This is a genomic window from Pseudoalteromonas atlantica (genome assembly GCF_043641955.1).
In the GTDB taxonomy this organism is placed as follows: domain Bacteria; phylum Pseudomonadota; class Gammaproteobacteria; order Enterobacterales; family Alteromonadaceae; genus Pseudoalteromonas; species Pseudoalteromonas atlantica_A.
Genome location: NZ_JBHZRV010000007.1, coordinates 67,118 through 87,876, shown reverse-complemented (window position 1 = coordinate 87,876; position 20,759 = coordinate 67,118). Strand labels below are relative to the sequence as shown.

Below are 20,759 nucleotides of genomic sequence, written 5' to 3'. Positions count from 1 at the left end.
TAGTAATAAGTAACAGTTGGCGCGGGATGGAGCAGCCTGGTAGCTCGTCGGGCTCATAACCCGAAGGTCGTCGGTTCAAATCCGGCTCCCGCAACCAATTTATGTTGGATTGAGAAAAGAAGCGACTTGCATTAGCGATTGCTTTATATTCTAAAGCCAATATATAGATGGCCGTTAAGTCTATCATCTATATGAAGTCGCGCATTCTATGTAATGCGCGTTTTGCGTTTAAGCTATTGAGTTTATTTAGGTGGCATTGCTACCCGCAGCCAAGCTTGGCCCATGGCCACACAGTTTTATGCTTTAGGTGTGACGCCCCGCTTGGTTCGGGGCGTTGTTGTATCTGCACCACTTGGTTTGTACCAAGGAATAAGCTACGTATTTTAGGGCTATAAGCCCTTTTTTTGTTTGTATGGAGGATTTTCGTGACAAAACTTGAGCAAGATTTATTAACCATGCTTTCACCGTCTGTTGAAATGTTAGGCTTTGAACTACATGGTCTTGAGTTTGTACAAGCTGGTCGCCATTCTACGCTTAGGGTTTATATTGACCATGAAGCGGGGATTTCGGTTGATAACTGTGCTGATGCTAGTCGTCAAATAAGCGCAATTTTAGATGTCGAAGACCCGATTACAAATGAATATGATTTGGAAGTATCGTCTCCTGGTGTTGATCGTCTATTATTCAAACAAGATCACTACGAGAAGGCGCAAGGAGAGGAAGTACGCGTGCGTACTAAGCTTCCACAAGATGGTCGTCGTAACTTTAAAGGCGACTTAGTATCAGTTAGCAGTGATATGATCACACTATCTATTGATGGTGCTGAAAATATGATCATGCTTAGCAACATTGAACGTGCGAACATAATCGCAAAGTTTTAGTTCGAGTGCGAAGGAATAGGGCAAGCGAGGCATTACCCATGGCAAAAGAGATATTATTGGTTGCTGAAGCCGTTTCCAATGAGAAAGCGGTACCAAAAGAAAAGATTTTCGAAGCGCTAGAGTTCGCATTAGCGACTGCGACCAAGAAAAAACACACAGGCGAAATTGAAGTTCGAGTAGCAATTGACCGTAAAACTGGTGACTACGACACATTCCGTCGCTGGCAGATTGCACAAGTACTTGAAGATGGTTCACTAGAGAACCCATACAGCGAGATTACACTTGAAGCTGCACAGGTTGAAGATGAAAATCTACAACTTGGTGATTTTGTTGAAGAGCAAATCGAGTCAATTAAATTTGACCGTATTACAACACAAATGGCTAAGCAAGTAATCGTACAAAAAGTACGTGAAGCTGAGCGTGCTTTAGTTGTTGATGCATACAAAGATCAACAAGGCGAGCTTGTAACAGGTGTTGTTAAAAAAGCAACACGTGATGCAATCGTGCTTGACTTAGGTAACAATGCTGAAGCGGTTATTTACCGTGACGATATGCTACCGCGTGAAAACTTCCGTCCAGGGGATCGTATTCGTGGTCTACTTTACGAAGTAAAACCAGAAGCACGTGGCGCGCAGTTATTTGTAACGCGCTCTAAGCCAGAAATGTTGATGGAATTATTCCGTATTGAGGTGCCAGAGATTGGCGAAGAGATGATTGAATTACGCGCAGCAGCTCGTGATCCAGGTTCTCGTGCTAAAATTGCGGTTAAGTCTAACGACAAACGTATTGATCCAGTTGGTGCATGTGTAGGTATGCGTGGTGCACGTGTGCAAGCTGTCTCTACTGAATTAGGTGGTGAACGTGTTGATATCGTACTTTACGATGACAACCCAGCACAGTTTGTTATCAATGCAATGTCACCTGCAGAAGTGGCGTCTATCGTAATGGACGAAGACACTCACTCAATGGATATCGCTGTAGAAGCCGATAACCTAGCGCAAGCGATTGGTCGTAATGGTCAAAACGTACGTCTTGCTAGCCAGTTAACTGGTTGGGAATTGAACGTGATGACTGTTGAAGACATGCGTCAAAAGAATGAAGCTGAATCAGATAAGTTAATTAACTTATTCACTGAAAACTTAGATATTGACGATGACTTTGCAACGCTGCTTATCAACGAAGGCTTCTCAACACTTGAAGAAGTGGCGTACGTGCCAGCGTCAGAGTTTTTAGAAATTGACGGCCTAGATGAAGATACAGTGGATGTGTTACGTTCACGTGCAAAAGATGCACTAACAACGAAAGCATTAAAAACTGAAGAAAGCCTAGAAGGTGCTGAGCCTGCTGAAGACTTATTAGCATTAGAAGGGTTAGAGCGTCACCTTGCATTTGTAATGGCAAGTAAAGGTGTAGTAACGCTTGAAGATTTAGCTGAACAGGGTATTGACGAGTTAGTTGATATTACTGAGCTATCACCTGAACAAGCAGGTGAGCTAATAATGGCTGCGCGTAACATTTGTTGGTTCGCAGACGAGTAATTTATTAACGGAGGTATTAGAAACTATGGCAGAAGTAAATGTTGAAAAACTAGCCGGGGATATTGGTACAACTGTTGATAAATTGCTACAGCAGTTTTCACAAGCCGGTATAGACAAGAAAGCGGGTGAAAATGTAACTGAAGCAGAAAAAGCAAAGTTACTTGACCACTTGAGCAAGTCACATGGTGGCACGGGCTCTGAAGGTCCAGCTCGCATGACATTGCAACGTAAGAGTAAAAGCACACTAAGTGTGACTGGCTCTACGGGTCAAGCAAAGTCAGTGCAAGTAGAAGTGCGCAAAACACGCACTTATGTTAAGAAAAGCGCTATTGAGCAAGAGCAAGAGCAAGCACGTATCGCCGCTGAAGAAGCTGCACGTCGTGAAGCTGAGCAAAAAGCTGCTCAAGAGGCTGCTGAACTTAAAGCAAAACAAGATGCAGAGCGTAAAGCCAAAGAAGAGGCTGATCGTAAAGCAAAAGAGGAAGCTAAACGTAAAGCAGATGCTGAACGTGTAGCAAAACAGAAGCAGATGACCCCTGAGCAAAGTGCTAAGTCTGAGAAAGATCGCATCGAAGCTGAGCGTCTGCAAAAAGAAGCAGAAGAGGCCGCATTGAAGAAAGCTGAAGAAGAAGCGAAACGTCAAGCAGAAGAAGCAAGAAAGCTAGCTGAAGAGAACTCAGCTCGTTGGAAGAAAGAAGAAGAAGAACGTAAGAAACGCGAAGAAACCGCTGATCACCACCTTACGACTTCTACCTACGCACGTGAAGCAGAAGATGTTGCTGATGCGCGTGATGAGCAAGGTTCACGCCGTGCGAAGAAAAAGAAAAAAGCCCCAGCAAAAGATAAGTTTGCAGGCAAAGGCCGAAATAAAGGCAAGCTAAAAGCACCTACGTCATTACAGCATGGTTTCCAAAAACCAACAGCTGACGTTAAAAATGAAGTGCGTATTAGCGAAACAATTACAGTAGCTGAGCTTGCATCGCGCATGGCTGTTAAAGGCGCTGAAGTTGTTAAAACAATGATGAAAATGGGTGACATGGTTACTATCAACCAAGTTATTGACCAAGAAACTGCACAGCTTGTAGCAGAAGAAATGGGCCATAAAGTTATCATCGTTAAAGAAAATGAATTAGAGCAAACAGTACTAAATGACCGCCATGAAGATGGTAAGTCTGAGCCACGTGCTCCAGTTGTTACTGTAATGGGTCACGTTGACCATGGTAAAACATCAACACTTGATTACATTCGTTCAGCGAAAGTTGCATCAGGCGAAGCCGGTGGTATCACGCAGCACATTGGTGCTTACCACGTTGAAACTAACGGCAACATGATCACTTTCCTAGATACTCCAGGACACGCCGCGTTTACATCAATGCGTGCACGTGGTGCTAAAGCGACTGATATCGTAATCCTAGTGGTTGCAGCAGATGATGGTGTAATGCCACAAACTAAAGAAGCGGTACAGCATGCTCGCGCAGCTGGCGTTCCTTTAATCATCGCTGTAAACAAAATGGATAAAGAAGGCGCGGATCCAGATCGCGTTAAGAACGAACTAGCACAGCTAGACGTTATCCCAGAAGATTGGGGCGGCGATACACAGTACGTTCATATCTCAGCTAAAACTGGTTTAGGTATTGATGACTTGCTAGAAGCGGTTCTTATGCAATCTGAACTTCTAGAGTTATCTGCACCAAGCGAAGGCATGGCAGCAGGTGTTGTAATCGAATCACGTCTTGATAAAGGCCGTGGTCCAGTTGCATCTATCCTTGTTCAGTCAGGTACGCTTAACCAAGGTGATATCGTACTATGTGGCCTTGAATACGGCCGTGTTCGTGCAATGAAAGACGAAAATGGTAAAGATATTCGCTCTGCGGGTCCATCAATTCCAGTAGAGATTTTAGGTCTTTCTGGTATCCCAGCGGCAGGTGATGAAGCGACTGTTGTTAAAGATGAGCGTAAAGCGCGTGAAGTAGCTCTTTATCGTCAAGGTAAATTCCGTGATGTTAAATTGGCTCGTCAGCAAAAAGCGAAACTTGAAAACATGTTTACTAACATGGCTGAAGGCGATGTATCAGAAGTTAACGTGGTACTTAAAGCAGACGTTCAAGGTTCAATTGAAGCAATTTCAGATTCACTAACTAAGCTTTCTACTGATGAAGTAAAAGTGAAGATTGTAGGTTCTGGCGTAGGTGGTATCACTGAAACTGATGCAACGCTTGCTGCGGCATCAAACGCAATCGTAGTTGGTTTCAACGTTCGTGCGGATGCATCAGCGCGTAAAGTGATTGATACTGAAAACTTAGACCTTCGTTATTACAGCGTAATCTACGCCTTAATCGAAGAAGTTAAGCAAGCCATGTCTGGTATGCTTGCTCCTGAGTTTAAGCAAGAGATCATTGGTCTTGCTGAAGTACGTGACGTATTTAAGTCTCCAAAAATTGGCGCAATTGCTGGTTGTATGGTTACTGAAGGTACTATTAAGCGCAGCGCACCAATCCGTGTTTTACGTGAAAACGTGGTTATTTACGAAGGTGAACTTGAGTCACTTCGTCGCTTTAAAGACGACGTTCAAGATGTTCGTAATGGCATGGAATGTGGTATCGGCGTTAAGAACTACAATGACGTTCGCGTTGGTGACCAAATCGAAGTATTCGAAACAGTTGAAGTACAACGTTCACTTTAATTGTTAGCATATTAAGATGATAAATGGGGGCTCAGCCCCCATTTGTGTATCCATTATTAAATTAACTTATTTATATTTCTCAATGAGTTATAAAATTAGAGTGAAGAGCAATGAGAGAATTTTCTCGCACTGATCGTGTTGCTCAGCAAATTCAAAAAGAAATTGCTGTTATCTTACAACGCGAAATTAAAGATCCACGTTTAGGCATGGTAACTGTATCAGCCGTTGAAGTATCACGTGACTTGTCTTACGCCAAAGTATTTATCACGGTATTTAATACTGAAGATGAAAACGCCGCTAAGCAAAGTGCAAAAGTACTAAACGAAGCAACAGGTTATATCCGCTCGTTATTGGGCAAGCGTATTCGTGCTCGTATTATGCCAGAGCTTAAATTTGTGGTTGATAACTCACTAATGGAAGGGATGCGCATCTCTAACTTAGTAGATTCAGTTATCCGTGAAGATAATGCTAAACATGTAGACGACGAAAACGACAGCGAAGAAGGCACTAAAGACTAATGGCAAGACGCAGTAAGGGCCGTCCGATTGATGGCATTTTGTTGTTAAACAAACCACAAGGTATTTCATCGAACAGAGCCTTACAGCAGGCAAAAGGTATTTATTTTGCACAAAAAGCTGGGCATACCGGGGCACTTGATCCTTTAGCCACAGGTATGTTGCCGATTTGCTTTGGTGAAGCGACTAAGTTTACCCAATTTTTACTCGACACAGATAAAACTTACGTTGTCCGAGCAAAATTAGGTGAGCGCACTACAACGTCAGATTCTGATGGTGAAGTGGTAGAAACACGTGATGTTAACGTGACAAAAGAATTGCTAGAGCAAGAAATCGCCAAATTCTTAGGTGAGTCAGATCAATACCCGTCAATGTATTCAGCGTTAAAATATGAAGGGAAACCTTTGTATAAATACGCACGCGAGGGCATTGAAGTACCGCGCAAGTGCAGAAAAATCAATGTATTCAGTTTAACGTTTGATGAGTTTGATGAAGCGAACAACGAAGTACAAATGACAGCCCATGTGTCAAAGGGCACCTATATCCGTACTATTGTTGATGACTTAGGTGAAAACCTAGGCTGTGGCGCGCACGTGATTATGCTGCATCGCTCAGCGGTGGGGCATTACCCTGCGGATAAGATGGTCTCGCTTGAGCAGCTTGAAGCATTGTTAGCAAAAGCCAAGTCTGAAGAACTTGCGCCTTCGAGTTATCTTGACGAGCTGCTACTACCTATGGATACAGCACTGGTTGATTTACCGGTTGTTGAGATTACTAAAGAGCAGGGCATGTCGTTTAGTCATGGTCAAGCTGTAGTACTTGGCAAAGTCTTGCCTGAAGGGCCAATAAAAGTACTTGCTGATGGCGTTTTTATAGGCACTGGTGAGCGTAACCCTGATGGACACTTAAAGTCTAAACGCGGTTTGTCGAATCAACAAGAGACAGCAGATTAAGTTTATCTTGTAGTTATAGCTAAAGCTGGTAGAATACGCCGGCTTAATCGTTTTGGCTGAATTAGTGATCGGCTAAGGCACCTTTTAAATTTATTTTTGGAGTTACTATGTCACTAAGCAATCAAGAAAAAATCGATATCATCGCAAAATTCGCACGTGCAGAAGGCGACACTGGTTCACCTGAAGTACAAGTTGCACTTTTAACTTTCGATATCAACAAGCTTCAAGGTCACTTTGCTGATCACAAGCATGACTTCCACTCACGTCGTGGTCTGCTTCGTAAAGTAAGCACTCGTCGTAAACTGCTTGATTACCTTAAAGGTAAAGATATTGCACGTTATACTGCGTTAATCCAAGAGCTTGGCCTACGTCGCTAAGATCTAGATTACCTAAAAAGGAGCTTTTGGCTCCTTTTTTTGTGCCTAAAATTAGTCTCAGGTTTTGCTGCTTTTATCCTAAAATGCTTGAAAAACAAGCTTAAATCCCCACCATTACATACAGCTATGTACTCGAGTAACAAGAGCATTATAATCTGGTTGCTGGACTCGCATTTTTACGTTGCTTTGGTATATACTATGCGCGTAGATAAAAAGGTTTATCTGCGGTTATTTACATCATTGCCAATTGTAGTACTTAATTGATTTCCAACTGAATACAATTATGTACTGTAATTGGTACTTTGATGGAACACTTATTTAGATTTAAAGGATATTTTAAGTGCAAGCAATTATTAAAGAATTTCAACTAGGTCAACACACAGTTACCCTAGAAACAGGTGCAATCGCTCGTCAAGCTGACGGCGCAGTATTAGCAAGCATCGGCGACACGTCAGTACTCGTGACTGTTGTTGGTAAGCGTGAAGCACAGCCAGGTCAAGACTTCTTCCCACTAACTGTTAACTACCAAGAGCGTATGTACGCTGCGGGTCGTATCCCAGGTGGTTTCTTAAAGCGTGAAGGTCGTCCTAACGATGGTGAAACACTTATCGCACGTCTTATTGACCGTCCGATTCGTCCACTTTTTCCAAATGGTTTCGTAAACGAAGTACAAGTTATAGCTACTGTTGTTTCTGTTAATCCTGAAATCCAACCTGATATGGTTGCGATGATTGGTACTTCAGCAGCACTTGCTATTTCTGGTATTCCGTTCAGCGGTCCAATTGGTGCAGCGCGTGTTGGTTATATTAATAACGAATACGTACTTAACCCAACACTAAAAGAGCTTGAAGAAAGCCAACTTGATTTAGTTGTTGCTGGTACTGATAACGCGGTACTTATGGTTGAGTCAGAAGCAGACGTTCTTGCTGAAGACGTAATGCTAGGTGCGGTTGTTTATGGCCATGAGCAATCTCAAGCTATCATCAAAGCAATTGAAGAGTTCAAAGCAGAAGCAGGCAAGCCTACATGGGATTGGACTGCACCTGAGAAAAACGTATCGCTTGAAGAGAAAGTAGCCTCTTTAGCGGCTGATAAAGTAGGCGAAGCTTACCGCATCACTGATAAAGTAGCGCGTAAAGAAGCATTAACTGCAGCAAAAGATGCAGTTGTTGAAGCACTTACAAGCGAACTTGCTGAAGGCGAAACACTTGATAAGCAAGAAGTGGGTAAAGTATTCGGTTCACTAGAGAAGAAAATCGTTCGTGGCCGTATCGCTGCTGGCGAAAAACGTATCGATGGTCGTGAACCAGATATGATCCGCGCACTTGACGTAATGACTGGAGTATTACCGCGTACTCACGGTTCTGCTATCTTTACTCGTGGCGAAACTCAAGCACTTGTTACTGCTACATTGGGTACAGAGCGTGATTCACAGTTAATCGATGATTTAACTGGCACACATAAAAACCACTTCATGCTTAACTACAACTTCCCTCCGTTCTGCGTAGGTGAAACTGGTTTTGTAGGTTCTCCTAAACGCCGTGAAATCGGCCATGGTAACCTAGCTAAGCGTGGTATTTCAGCTGTAATGCCTACACTAACTGAGTTCCCTTACTCAATCCGTGTAGTATCTGAAATCACTGAATCAAATGGTTCATCTTCAATGGCATCTGTATGTGGTACGTCACTAGCACTAATGAATGCAGGTGTACCAATTAAAGCATCTGTTGCAGGTATTGCGATGGGTCTAGTTAAAGAAGACGAGAAATTCGTTGTTCTTTCTGACATCTTAGGTGATGAAGATCACTTAGGTGACATGGACTTTAAAGTAGCTGGTACATCAAAGGGTATCACTGCATTGCAAATGGATATCAAGATTGAAGGTATCACGCAAGAGATCATGCAGATTGCACTTAAGCAAGCAAAAGCGGCACGTTTACACATCCTAGGTGTGATGGACGAAGCAATTGCAGCACCGTCTGAAGAGCTTTCTCAGTTCGCTCCACGTATTTACACGATGAAGATCCCTGCGAAGAAAATCGCTGAAGTTATCGGTAAAGGCGGCGCTACAATTCGTCAACTTACTGAAGAGACTGGTACAACGATTGAAATCGAAGATGACGGTACAATCAAAATTGCCGCTACAGATGGTGAAAGTGCAGCAAATGCAATCAGCCGTATTGAGCAATTAACAGCAGAACTAGAAGTAGGCACTATCTACCAAGGTAAAGTTGTGCGTATCGTAGACTTTGGTGCATTTGTAAATATCTTACCAGGTAAAGATGGTTTAGTGCATATTTCACAAATCAGCACTGAGCGCGTAAATAACGTTTCTGACCACCTTAGTGAAGGCCAAGAAGTTAAAGTAAAAGTACTAGAAGTAGACCGTCAAGGTCGCGTACGTTTAAGCATCAAAGAAGCAATGGAATCAGCAGCACCTGCAGCTGATGCACCAGCTGACGCTTAATTGTTGATATTTAGTCCAGTTAATTACTGGATTGTATAAAAAGGGGCTGTTTAGCCCCTTTTTTTATGCTTTAATGAAACCTCTTCTGATGCATCGTGTCTATATTGTTTACTTTTAAAGTATTAAGGATTTTAATGATTTTTAAACATTTAGCGTTTGCTACCCTGGCCATTTTTTCTCTAAGCGCGTGCCAAACAACCACGCAACCTGAATTAACTCCCGTTCTGAATGTGCCTTTTGCTTCGCCACTAGCTTCCGACTTTAGAAGTGAGATTGCTATTGCACGTCATACTGAGTTGCTTAAACGTGCAGATTTGACCACCGAACAACAAGCGATGTTATATTATGATCGTGGAATGTTATTTGATAGTTTAGGTATGTCGACTTTAGCTTTCTACGATTTTAATCGTGCAGTGAAAATGAAGCCTGATTTAGCTGAAGTATATAATTTTTTAGGTATTCACCATACGTTGATGCAGCAATATGAAAAAGCATATGAATTCTTTGACTCAGCCCTAGAGCTTAACGAACAACACCAGTATGCCTACTTAAATCGCGGCATAGCTCTTTATTATGGTGAGCGACCTTATTTAGCCACGCAAGACTTTAAGACATTTGTTGCCAATTCAACGAAAGAACCTTTTCCAATATTATGGCAATACTTAGCACAATCTAATGTTGATAAAACACAGGCGCTTGTTGATTTAAAAGCCAATGCAAAAGGAGTTGATGAGGGGGTATGGGGTTACCAGATAATTGCTTTGTTTTTAGGTGAAATTGACGAAACTGAATTTTTAGCGGGTATTGCAGAAGGTGTGCAATCAGAGCCCGAATACACTCGACGTTTATGCGAAGCCTATTTTTATTTGGCTAAGATTTACCAAGCTAAAGGCGAACTAAATCATGCGGCGGAATATTTTCGTCTTGCTTTAGCAACTAACGTGCATGAGTATATTGAGTATAAGTATGCCCGTTTAGAATTAGAGCTTATGGCTGGTGATAACGCGAGCTAACCTGAGGGTCTATGGATTAGTTTTACTGAGCTTAGTCGTTCTTACAAGCTCAGTAAACCGTCATGCGCGCTTAGGACATTGGCTCGCTTTACAAGATAGCAATGCTACGCTTTCTGGTTATTACCAGTTTCCAGATTTCTTCGAACAAAATTTAAAAACACTGCCTAAACCCAGTATAGAAAACCTTGCATTGAATGGATCTGAGTATGCAAAATTCATTTGGGCGATTAAATTACTCAAAGAAGGTAATGCGGATAGAGCTAAGCTCTATTGGCAAGCAGCTGTCGCAAAACAAAGCGTACAACACAGACTAAACTTAGCAAAATTACTGCTTGAACTTAATCGTTGGGATGAGCTTAGTGAGCTAACAGAGCAAGGTTTAGTACCTGAGTCTGCAATTTTAGAACAAATAAAACTTCACTTTAGTTATCCTCCAGAATCTATTTCTAGTGCATATGCTCACCAAGCTGGCTTTTTACTTTCTCTTCAAGAACTAAGTGCTGAAAATCGTTGCGAGTATAATGTACTCATGATGAGTGATCATCGTGCTGGAATTATCAAACTAAAGCGCTTTTCAAATGCACATGCTTTAACACCGGAACCTAGCGTTAATAGTTTTTGTTTTTCTGAACCTGTGTACATTGGTGACAACATAGCGTGTCAAACAAACCCATTAAAAGCAGCTACGTGTAATTGGCGATCGTTGATTAAAAAATATGTTTGGCCAAAAAATTATGATTTTATAGTAATGATGCCGCGAGAAGGGCGTGGTAATGTTCGTGCAGGAATAATGCAATTAAACTCCCAAAGCAGTTATCAATTATTCTTACATGAATTGATGCATTTTAGTGGCTTTGAAGATGAATACCCAGTGCCAAAAAATAAACAGGCCTGGTTGTGTAAACAAAAAGGGTATGTTGCACCAAACCTATTTGTTGCAAATAATGTAAAACCTCCTGCAGGATGGCAGCCCAGTGAAACGTGTGAAGGCACTGTAAAGTCGTATAAGCCCGATAAAAAATGGTCAATAATGCGTTACCAACAGCTCTCCTTATCCGCAAAATATAGAGAGTTATGGATAGAACAAATTGAAAATAATCATTATAAGCCCGTGCGCTATCATGACTACTTTACTATGCTAAGCCAGTCGTTAGTGATGAGTGATAAAAGGGTGGCTGATTAAACGATGGTTATTATTAGTATCCTAGTTAATTCAGCTTAAAATTCCAGCAGATAGGCGTGCTTCCTATAGACAAAATGTAACTCAGTCAGTATAACTATACCTTTGTATAATATTCATTTAAGCTGAATTAAAAACCATTTCAATGAACAGTACACAACTAAAATTAACTAGCAGCGTATTGATATTCTTATGACTTTAAAAGGTTCCTCATTATGACTTTGCTCTGGATACCCTTGTTATCCTTAATTGGCAGTGTTATTTCTTCATGCACCGGCAAATTATCTCGTAACCAAACAACGGGTTTAACTTTACTTGCACCTTTGAGTGCTCTGGCAATTGCAATTTACCATGCTCCTGCCGTACTCAGTGGTGAAACAATTCGTTATTCCTTGGCTTGGATACCCGCGTTGGGCATGGAAATATCTCTGCGCTTGGACGGTTTAAGTCTGTTATTTATCTTTATGATTCTAGGGATAGGGTCTCTTGTTATTTTCTATACGCGTTATTATTTAAGCAGTAATGACTCGATGCCCAAATTGTACAGCTATTTGATGTTATTTATGACTGCAATGCTGGGCATTGTGATGTCTAATAATGTGATTCAGTTATGGCTTTTCTGGGAGCTGACCAGTATTAGTTCATTTTTGTTGATTAGCTATTGGTGGCACAAATCAGAAGCTCGCAAAGGCGCTCGTATGGCGCTGGCTGTAACTGGCGCAGGTGGTTTAGCGTTATTGGGTGGCTTGCTTCTTATCGGTGATATAGTCGGTAGTTACAACCTAGACACTATTTTAGCAAACCGTGCACTTATACAATCACATGAGTTATTTGAGCTCGCGCTAGTGCTCGTATTACTTGGGGCGTTTACAAAGTCTGCCCAGTTTCCATTCCATTTTTGGTTGCCTCATGCGATGGCAGCACCAACACCGGTAAGTGCTTACTTGCACTCAGCAACCATGGTTAAAGCGGGTATTTTCTTACTTGCACGTTTTCATCCAGCCTTAGCTGGAAATGATACCTGGTTTATTTTAGTGGCGATGACAGGCTTAGCAACATTGTTAGTCGGTGCGTATATTGCGCTGTTTAAGCATGATCTGAAGGGATTGCTTGCTTACTCTACAATTAGTCACCTAGGTTTAATCACTTTACTATTAGGGTTAGATACTGAACTTGCGACGGTTGCTGCAATATTTCATATTATTAACCATGCAACCTTTAAAGCGTCCTTGTTTATGGCGACAGGTATTATTGACCATGAAACGGGCACGCGTGATATGCGTAAACTTAATGGGATGTGGCGATTTATGCCATACACGGCCACGCTTGCCATGGTGGCTGCTGCGGCAATGGCTGGTGTGCCACTGTTAAATGGTTTCTTATCTAAAGAAATGTTTTTTGCTGAAACTTTGCACCAGCAAGTACTTGGCTCTATGTCTTGGTTAATTCCTGTTTTGGCAACTTTAGCCGCAGCGTTTTCAGTTGCTTACTCGGCGCGCTTTATACATGATGTATTCTTTAACGGCGACCCAATAGATTTACCGAAGACTCCTCATGAGCCACCGCGCTATATGCGAGTGCCAATCGAAATATTAGTGGTATTGTGCCTACTTGTAGGTATGTTCCCGAATTTTGTTGTCGACGGTATTTTATCTGCGGCCTCACTTGCCGTACTTGGGGATTCTACCCCAGAGTTTAAGTTATCAATCTGGCATGGCTTTAATTTACCTTTATTGATGAGTTTTATTGCAACTGCGTGCGGTGTTTTCATTTACATCCAGCGCAAGCATTTATTTCAATTTCAAGCATCTCTTCCAACGCTCAATGCTAAAAAGACATTCGAACGAGTGATGTACAGCGTAATAAAGTGGAGTCAGAACAAGATCCAAAGTACAGAGAACGGTTCATTACAACGTTATATTGTTGTAATGCTTGGCGTTGTACTTTTATGTGCGGGCTGGCCGTTATTTGAGATGGGAGCTTTAGCAGGCACCGCGCCAAGTACACCGATTGATTTCCATAATGCGATAGGCGCAGGCTTATTAATTATAGGCGCCATCAGCACTGTACTGTGGCATCGCTCACGTATGGTATCGCTGTTAATGATATCAATTGTAGGCTTGATGGTGTCTGTAGCCTTCACTCGATTCTCAGCACCTGATTTAGCATTAACCCAGCTTACAGTCGAAGTAGTAACCGTTATATTGCTTATGTTGGCGTTATTTTTCTTGCCGCAGCGAACACCCAAAGAATCGAGCTCATTGCGTATACTACGAGATTTAGGCATTGCATCAGCAGTGGGTGTTGTAGTTGCTAGTGTGTGTTATGCGTTATTAACTCGCCCACTTGAATCTATATCCGACTTTTTTGTTGCAAACGCCAAAACAGGTGGAGGCGGTACTAATGTAGTCAACGTAATTCTGGTCGACTTCAGGGGCTTTGATACGCTGGGTGAAATTATTGTACTAGGTATCGCAGCATTGGGTATTTACAAGCTACTTGCTAATTTACCGCTATTTATGCCTGCAAGTGATAGTGAAGGGCGTCCATGGGCGCGTGAACGCTACCCTATTTTACTTTCAAGCATTTCGCAAAGCTTGTTACCGCTCGCTTTATTAGTTTCGGCATATATTTTCTTACGTGGGCACAACTTACCCGGTGGTGGTTTTATTGCAGGGCTTGTAACGTCCATCGCCTTTATATTGCAATATATGGCAAGAGGTTCTGAGTGGATAACATCACGCTTTGACGTCAACTACAGAAAAATTATTGCCTCGGGTATTGCAATCGCCATGTTCACTGGGCTTGGTAGCTGGGTGTTTGGTCGACCATTCTTAACTACTTGGTTTGATTATTTTGATATTCCATTTGTTGGTAAAACTGAATTGGCAAGCGCCATTATATTTGACTTAGGTGTGTATTTAACCGTCGTTGGGGCAACACTTATGATATTGGCAAGCCTTGGTAAATTGACTGCAGATGCAGCTAAAGAAGAGGTGAATATTTAATGGAACTATTATACGCATCATGCGTTGGTGTATTAGTGACTTGTGGTATCTATTTACTTCTAAGAGCACGTACTTTTCCAGTTGTATTGGGCCTAACTATGCTCTCTTACGCTGTAAACTTATTTTTGTTCTCTGCGGGTCGTTTAACAATTAATAAAGCGGTTGTACTTGGCACTGGAGCAGATTACGCAGATCCATTACCTCAAGCGTTAGTGCTCACAGCAATAGTAATAGGATTTGCAATGACTGCATTTGTGGTTATTTTGGCAATCAGAGGTCGCGCTGATTTAGGCAATGATCATGTAGATGGTCATCTTGTAAAAAGTAATAACAAGGAGCAAAAATGATCCAGCATATCGCGTCATGGCCTGTTCTTATTCCTATGCTCAGTGCAATATTGTTGTTGATGCCACCTTGTGGGAAGAGCATCCCAATACGTCGTGCAGTATCAATGATAATGTCACTTTTGACTTCGATAATCAGTCTTGTATTGCTGGTGTATGTCTATCAAAATGGTCCTATTGTCTATGCAATTGGTGGTTGGCAAGCACCATTTGGTATTGTGTTAGTTGCAGATCTACTCTCAGTATTATTAGTCGCATTGACCTCGTTTTTGGCGCTCAGCGTAGCTTTATACAGCAGCGTTGGCGACGATGAAAAAGGTAGCTTTTTCCACCCGTTATTGCACTTTTTAGTGTTAGGTGTAAACGGCGCTTTTCTAACTGGGGACTTATTTAATCTGTTTGTATTCTTTGAAGTGCTGCTTATCGCATCTTATTCATTGCTAATGCACGCAGGTGATAAACATAAAACCCGAGCAGCATTACAATACGTTATTTTAAACCTTATAGGGTCAAGCGTATTCTTGATTGCTTTAGGTATTTTATATGGTGTTCTCGGCACGCTTAATATTGCTGATATGTCGCAAAAAGTATCAATGCTTCAAGGCGATGATGTATTTTTAGCTAAAATCGGTGGTTTGTTATTACTTGTTGTGTTTGCCTTAAAAGGGGCGTTATTACCGCTTCATTTATGGTTACCTAATACCTACGCCAGCGCAATGCCAGTAGTTGCTGCATTGTTTGCTATAATGACCAAGGTAGGCGTTTATGCCATGCTGCGTGTTTACACTGTAATATTTGGCGAAAATGCAGGGTTATTAAACCATATGGCCCAGCCATTTCTTTGGGGGTTAGCGATTGCAACTATTGCAATTGGTGCCATTGGCGTACTTGCTGCTCAAGATTTACGTAAGCTCACAGCAAATCTAGTTGTTGTTTCTGTTGGCACACTGGTGGCGCTTGTTGCTATTCAACACGTAAGTGCAACCGCAGCATTGTTATATTACCTCGTTCATTCTACGCTTATTTGCGCGGCGTTATTTTTAATTGCTGATCTTATTTCACATCAACGAGGTAAAGTAGCAGACAGGCTTGCACCAGGACGTGGTGTGGGGCAGCCAATTTTACTTGGCGCATGTTTTATTATTGCCGCGCTTGCTGTTGTAGGAATGCCACCTTTATCAGGTTTTATTGGTAAGATATGGATTTTAAAAACAACGCTAGGTAGTGAGCGAGCGCTGGTATTTTGGCCTGTGTATTTAATAGCAAGCTTTGCCTTGCTTGTAGCCTTATCACGGGCAGGAACCAGTTTGTTTTGGGAACGCAAGCATCAAGACCGCGATCACCTCGAAGTAGACAATGCCAAGCCTTTGCAGGTAATTGCAGTTATAGGATTACTTGCTTGCTCACCATTAATGGTCATTTTTGCCGGGCCAATTACTGAATATATGATTGCCGCAGCGACTCAATTACATGATATAAGCAGTGGTATAAATACCGTACTTAAGGGAGGCTTATAATGCGTTTAGAATCCCGTTACCGTTGGCTACCAACACCGTTTCGTAGCTTATTGCTATTTGTTGTTTGGTTACTATTGAACAACAGTGTTTCGGCAGGTCATATAGTGTTGGCGAGTATTTTCTCGATATTAATTCCTATTGCGACCTTTCCATTTCGTGATCCTCAACCGCTGATTTTAAAGCCTGGGTTGGCAATCAAGCAGTTGTTTATTGTGTTGTATGACATTGTCACCGCCAACTTACAAGTGGCATTATTAATTTTGGGGCCAGTTAAAAAGTTGCGCCCAGCGTTTGTTAAAGTTCCATTGGATTTAAGCCATGAAATGCCAATAACTATTTTGGCAAGTACCGTGTCTTTAACTCCCGGAACAGTTAGCGCTGAGGTCTACCCAATACCTGAATCTCTTCCTGAAGGGGAGCAGTCAACTGAGCGCTTTTTACTAATTCACGTGCTAGATTTGGCAGATGAAGAGGCATTAATTAACACAATTAAAACACGCTATGAAGCACCGCTTAAGGAGATATTTCAATGTTAGAAACGGTTTTTTTAATCGTCTTCGCGATGATTGGTTTATCACTTTTACTTAATTTGTGGCGACTTGTAGTAGGCCCATCAGTACCTGATAGGATTTTGGCGCTTGATACTATGTATATAAATACTATTGCGCTTATTATTCTTTACGGCATGAGTATGGGCACAGGTCTTTATTTTGAAGCGGCATTGTTAATTGCGATGCTTGGATTTGTCAGCACAGTAGCAGTGTGTAAATATTTACTGCGCGGCGATATCATCGAATAAGGTAATAATATGTACAGTGAATGGATAGTCTCTATCTTATTGCTCATTGGTGGCGCGTTTATTTTAATTGGCTCAATTGGCTTAATTAAAATGCCAGATTTTTTTATGCGATTACACGGGCCGACAAAAGCAACGACCCTAGGTATGGCTGGTGTGTTAATTGCTGCTATGGTGTTTTTTAGTAGCACGCAAAATGGTATCAGTGTAAAAGAACTACTGATCACCATTTTCTTATTAATTACAGCGCCTATTAGCGGGTATATGTTAATAAAATCAGCCATACACCATAAGTTAAAAGCGAAAAAAGGTACTAAAGGTCTTGATAACGTAGAAGATGATTAATCATTATTGAGCCTACTTTTAGACATAAGCCCGTTAAGTTTTAACGGGCTTTTTATTGGTTGTTATTATTTGTATACCCAAGCCACCTCAAGATGCGAGTTTCAGTTGGAGTTAAAAGCGATTTAGGCAAGGCATTGATTGCAAGAAATAGTGGTTCTATTGTTAAAATCAATAACGCAGTATAAATCACTTTTAAACCAACCCCTTGGGCGTTTCACAGGAACTTACTTTCATCGTTGTTACTTCTTAAAAGGGACTGCCATTGTTGCAAAGTAACGCCTTGATATTAAGCCCCTGTGAAACGCTGAATTCTGCATCTTGAGGTGGTTTGGGTATATACTAAATACATCGCCAATTTTGTTACTTTTATATGCAAAAAAATATCAAATTTACCCTCACCAGTTTATTAATACTAATCCCTTTAATTGACAGCCTTTTTATTGCTCCTGCTTTTGGTCTTCAGTGGAAAAGCGAGCAAACAATGTATTATGTGACAGTATTTTTAATGCCAATTAAGCTTTTAATGGTTCTTTTAGGTGGATTCTTATTAGTGAGGCAAGCACACTCTCCCCACCGATTAACAACAGTTTTATATAAAAAGCTTTTTCAGGTAAGCCTATTTATTTTAGCTGGCTTACAATCAATTGTGCTCATAATAGTGTGTGTGCTTTATATCGTGGTTGGGACGAATGCAGATAAATATCAGCTTAAGGATAAAATCAGCGTATATACTGCTGATTCAGATACATTAGGCAAAGCAACGCATTACTTTTCTTTTCAATGTACAGATAAAGCAGGTTTTTATTCACTTACACCCATTGTAACTTTAAATAAGCTTGGGGATTTTTCGTTTTCTACTAAGAACGATAAATTGCTCATAGAGCACAATGATTATTCTTTAAAAGGTAAACAACTTAAAAGAATTGATATAAGCATGTTTAGCTGCAATTAACGATATAAAATGTAATCTAAAATACTTCACTAGCTGGTCATTTTACTTCTAAAGTGCTCATTAGTTACTGAATGGCATAGGAAATTTCATAAATTCATCAAGAGTAACCATTAAATCTAGCCATTAACCTAAAACTTTCTATACTTATCAGATATCTAAACTAAGGATTTTGTATGCAATGGATGCGCTCATAAACTCAAAAGAGACCCTTGCATATGCTGGCTAAATTAAGATTAAATACCCAACTAAACCTTGCATTCGGTGTAATGATATTACTACTCGGTGTAGTCAGTATCGTCGCGTTATTTGCACTAAACTCTGGCTATAATAACTTTGTAGAATACAGAAAAAATGCGCGTGATAGTAATTTATCTGCTCGAATTCAAGCTAATGTGCTTACACTCAGATTAGAAGCTCTTAAGTACCTAAAAGACAAAAAAATAAGTAACATCAACGAGTTTAATAATCGCCATTCATTACTTACTGATTTAATAAATACCGGTCAAAAGCAATTTACAGATCCTACTAAATTAACGGCGATCAATAAAATATCTGACGAGATAGATTTATATAAATCGGGTTTCGATAAAATTGTTAATTTGGTGAATAAGCGAAATGCCATTGTTTCATCTGTACTGGACGCAAATGGCGCAGAGATGCGAAAAGCAGTGACGCAGTTAATTCAAATTAGTAAAAAAGAGAACAACTTTGAAGGTCTAGCTCAGGCATCTGCATTGCAAGAGTCTTTATTGTTAGGGCGTCTCTATGTCAGTAAATATTTGATTAATAATACGCAAGCTGAGTTTGAACGTTCGCTTGAAGAATTTGATGTAGTTAATAAACGCGTTAATGAATTATCCTTGTTTACTAATAGCACCTTAGAAACATCGTTAGTTAATGATTTTATAAGCCGTACTGCCAAGTACGTTGATGGTATTGACCAAATCCATAAAACGATTGATGAGCGCAATATGATCATATCAGGTACGCTAGATAAAGTAGGGCCAAAAGTGGCGTCTGAGATTGAAGAAATAAAGCTAAGCTCGCAACAGCGGCAAGATCAAATAGGGCCTTCTATTCAATCCAGTAACCAAAATGCGATAAATACCATCATCGTTTTTTCAATCATTGTGATTATTTTAGGTATTGTATTGAGCATTTTCATTACTCGTTTAATTAAAAAGCCGATTGGTGGAGAGCCGTTAGAGATTGCAAAAATAGTACAGGCAATTTCAGAAGGTGATTTACGTCACCAATTTGATAATACTGGCAAAGAGTCGGGTATTTACTTGGCAATGAAAGAAATGACCTTAAAGCTGAATCAAATGTTATCTCAAATCCGTGAGTCCACTACTCAGGTATCTGAAACCTCGCTTAGCCTTACTTCGATCACCGAAGAGTCGAAAACCGGTGCTGAACAGCAATCTGTACAGTTAACACAAACCGCAACAGCAATGCACGAAATGTCTGCGACGGTTAACGAAATCACTCAAAGTGCACAAATGGCAGCTGACGCAGCATCAACAGCTGATAATGAGGTGCTTAATGGGTCACAGGTTGTTGCACAAACACATGCTGCGATGGGCGAGCTTGTAGAAACTATGATGGATGTTAGCCACACAATTGCGAATTTGGAAGCAGAGACTGAGTCTGTGGGCTCAATACTCGATGTGATCAGGGGAATTGCAGATCAAACCAATTTACTCGCTTTAAATGCAGCAATTGAAGCTGCTCGAGCGGGCGAGCAAGGGCGTGGTTTTGCGGTTGTTGCAGACGAAGTGCGTTCTTTAGCTAGTAGAACTCAACAAAGTACAGAAGAGATTCAAGTAATGATTTCGAAGCTTCAAAACGAAGCGAAAAAGTCTGTTGAGTCCATGAAGTCAAGCATGACGAGTGTAGAGCAAACCGCCGAAAAAACAGAGCAAACAGGTGAGGCACTAGACCAAATATCTCAATCAGTGGGGACAATTAAAGACATGAATGTACAAATTGCTAGTGCGTCAGAAGAGCAAAATGTTGTGAGTCAGCAAATTAGTGAAAGTGTGCAGCATGTTAATGAAAAAGCGCACGACACAATGGCTGGGGCAGAACAAGCAGCCAGTATTGCCAACTCTCTATCTGAAACTGCGAATGAGCTAGATTATATAGTCAAACAGTTTAAAGTTAGTTAAAGCAGATACATAAAGAGCC

The 20,759-nt window shown here is 41.1% G+C and carries 17 protein-coding genes and 1 tRNA gene; all 18 read left to right on the top strand.

The genetic code is table 11. The annotated features are described in order from the left end of the window. Window positions 1-20 precede the first annotated feature (20 nt). The 18 genes from ACHUE3_RS14255 to ACHUE3_RS14170 all read left to right on the top strand — a co-directional run bounded on the left by ACHUE3_RS14255 (window position 21) and on the right by ACHUE3_RS14170 (window position 20,740). Window positions 21-97 (top strand) — tRNA-Met (locus ACHUE3_RS14255). Between the two features lie 328 nt (window positions 98-425). Next, window positions 426-881, top strand: coding sequence for a ribosome maturation factor RimP (gene rimP, locus ACHUE3_RS14250; RefSeq protein ID WP_394193047.1), 456 nt, complete (start codon window positions 426-428; stop codon window positions 879-881). Window positions 882-919: 38 nt separating this feature from the next. Further along, a complete protein-coding gene (gene nusA, locus ACHUE3_RS14245; protein ID WP_099296522.1) occupies window positions 920-2,419 on the top strand; it encodes a transcription termination factor NusA in 1,500 nt (499 codons plus the stop codon). Window positions 2,420-2,444: 25 nt separating this feature from the next. After that, the gene (infB, locus tag ACHUE3_RS14240) at window positions 2,445-5,102 is read left to right on the top strand and encodes a translation initiation factor IF-2 (RefSeq protein ID WP_099296521.1); all 2,658 of its coding nucleotides are present in this window, start codon (window positions 2,445-2,447) and stop codon (window positions 5,100-5,102) included. A 110-nt stretch (window positions 5,103-5,212) separates the two neighbouring features. Next, a complete protein-coding gene (gene rbfA, locus ACHUE3_RS14235; protein ID WP_087530718.1) occupies window positions 5,213-5,620 on the top strand; it encodes a 30S ribosome-binding factor RbfA in 408 nt (135 codons plus the stop codon). Continuing rightward, window positions 5,620-6,570 carry a tRNA pseudouridine(55) synthase TruB gene (gene truB / locus ACHUE3_RS14230; protein ID WP_394193046.1) on the top strand — a complete coding sequence of 317 codons (951 nt, stop codon included), beginning with the start codon at window positions 5,620-5,622 and terminating at the stop codon, window positions 6,568-6,570. Before rbfA ends, truB begins: the two co-directional genes overlap by 1 nt. A gap of 107 nt (window positions 6,571-6,677) precedes the next feature. Next, window positions 6,678-6,947, top strand: coding sequence for a 30S ribosomal protein S15 (gene rpsO, locus ACHUE3_RS14225; protein WP_016707659.1), 270 nt, complete (start codon window positions 6,678-6,680; stop codon window positions 6,945-6,947). Between the two features lie 340 nt (window positions 6,948-7,287). Then, window positions 7,288-9,414 (top strand): polyribonucleotide nucleotidyltransferase, encoded by a 2,127-nt coding sequence (pnp, locus tag ACHUE3_RS14220; protein WP_394193045.1) that lies wholly within the window; start codon window positions 7,288-7,290, stop codon window positions 9,412-9,414. Window positions 9,415-9,548: 134 nt separating this feature from the next. Beyond that, the gene (nlpI, locus tag ACHUE3_RS14215) at window positions 9,549-10,427 is read left to right on the top strand and encodes a lipoprotein NlpI (RefSeq protein WP_394193044.1); all 879 of its coding nucleotides are present in this window, start codon (window positions 9,549-9,551) and stop codon (window positions 10,425-10,427) included. Beyond that, window positions 10,411-11,610 (top strand): hypothetical protein, encoded by a 1,200-nt coding sequence (locus ACHUE3_RS14210; protein ID WP_394193043.1) that lies wholly within the window; start codon window positions 10,411-10,413, stop codon window positions 11,608-11,610. Before nlpI ends, ACHUE3_RS14210 begins: the two co-directional genes overlap by 17 nt. Window positions 11,611-11,822: 212 nt before the next feature. Then, complete coding sequence (locus ACHUE3_RS14205) at window positions 11,823-14,615, top strand: monovalent cation/H+ antiporter subunit A (RefSeq protein ID WP_394193042.1); 2,793 nt, start codon at window positions 11,823-11,825, stop codon at window positions 14,613-14,615. After that, window positions 14,615-14,962 carry a Na+/H+ antiporter subunit C gene (locus ACHUE3_RS14200; RefSeq protein WP_099296515.1) on the top strand — a complete coding sequence of 116 codons (348 nt, stop codon included), beginning with the start codon at window positions 14,615-14,617 and terminating at the stop codon, window positions 14,960-14,962. The genes ACHUE3_RS14205 and ACHUE3_RS14200 overlap by 1 nt, the downstream gene beginning before the upstream one ends. Further along, entirely contained in the window at window positions 14,959-16,476 is a 1,518-nt protein-coding gene (locus ACHUE3_RS14195; RefSeq protein WP_394193041.1) for a monovalent cation/H+ antiporter subunit D, read from the top strand. Before ACHUE3_RS14200 ends, ACHUE3_RS14195 begins: the two co-directional genes overlap by 4 nt. Next, window positions 16,476-17,012 carry a Na+/H+ antiporter subunit E gene (locus tag ACHUE3_RS14190; protein WP_394193040.1) on the top strand — a complete coding sequence of 179 codons (537 nt, stop codon included), beginning with the start codon at window positions 16,476-16,478 and terminating at the stop codon, window positions 17,010-17,012. Before ACHUE3_RS14195 ends, ACHUE3_RS14190 begins: the two co-directional genes overlap by 1 nt. Continuing rightward, entirely contained in the window at window positions 17,006-17,275 is a 270-nt protein-coding gene (locus ACHUE3_RS14185; RefSeq protein ID WP_016707651.1) for a K+/H+ antiporter subunit F, read from the top strand. Before ACHUE3_RS14190 ends, ACHUE3_RS14185 begins: the two co-directional genes overlap by 7 nt. 9 nt (window positions 17,276-17,284) lie before the next feature. Next, on the top strand, window positions 17,285-17,617 hold the full coding sequence (locus ACHUE3_RS14180) for a Na+/H+ antiporter subunit G (RefSeq protein ID WP_099296511.1): 333 nt from the start codon (window positions 17,285-17,287) through the stop codon (window positions 17,615-17,617). A 370-nt stretch (window positions 17,618-17,987) separates the two neighbouring features. Further along, window positions 17,988-18,569 carry a hypothetical protein gene (locus tag ACHUE3_RS14175; RefSeq protein WP_394193039.1) on the top strand — a complete coding sequence of 194 codons (582 nt, stop codon included), beginning with the start codon at window positions 17,988-17,990 and terminating at the stop codon, window positions 18,567-18,569. A gap of 215 nt (window positions 18,570-18,784) precedes the next feature. After that, a complete protein-coding gene (locus ACHUE3_RS14170; RefSeq protein WP_394193038.1) occupies window positions 18,785-20,740 on the top strand; it encodes a HAMP domain-containing methyl-accepting chemotaxis protein in 1,956 nt (651 codons plus the stop codon). Window positions 20,741-20,759 lie beyond the last annotated feature (19 nt).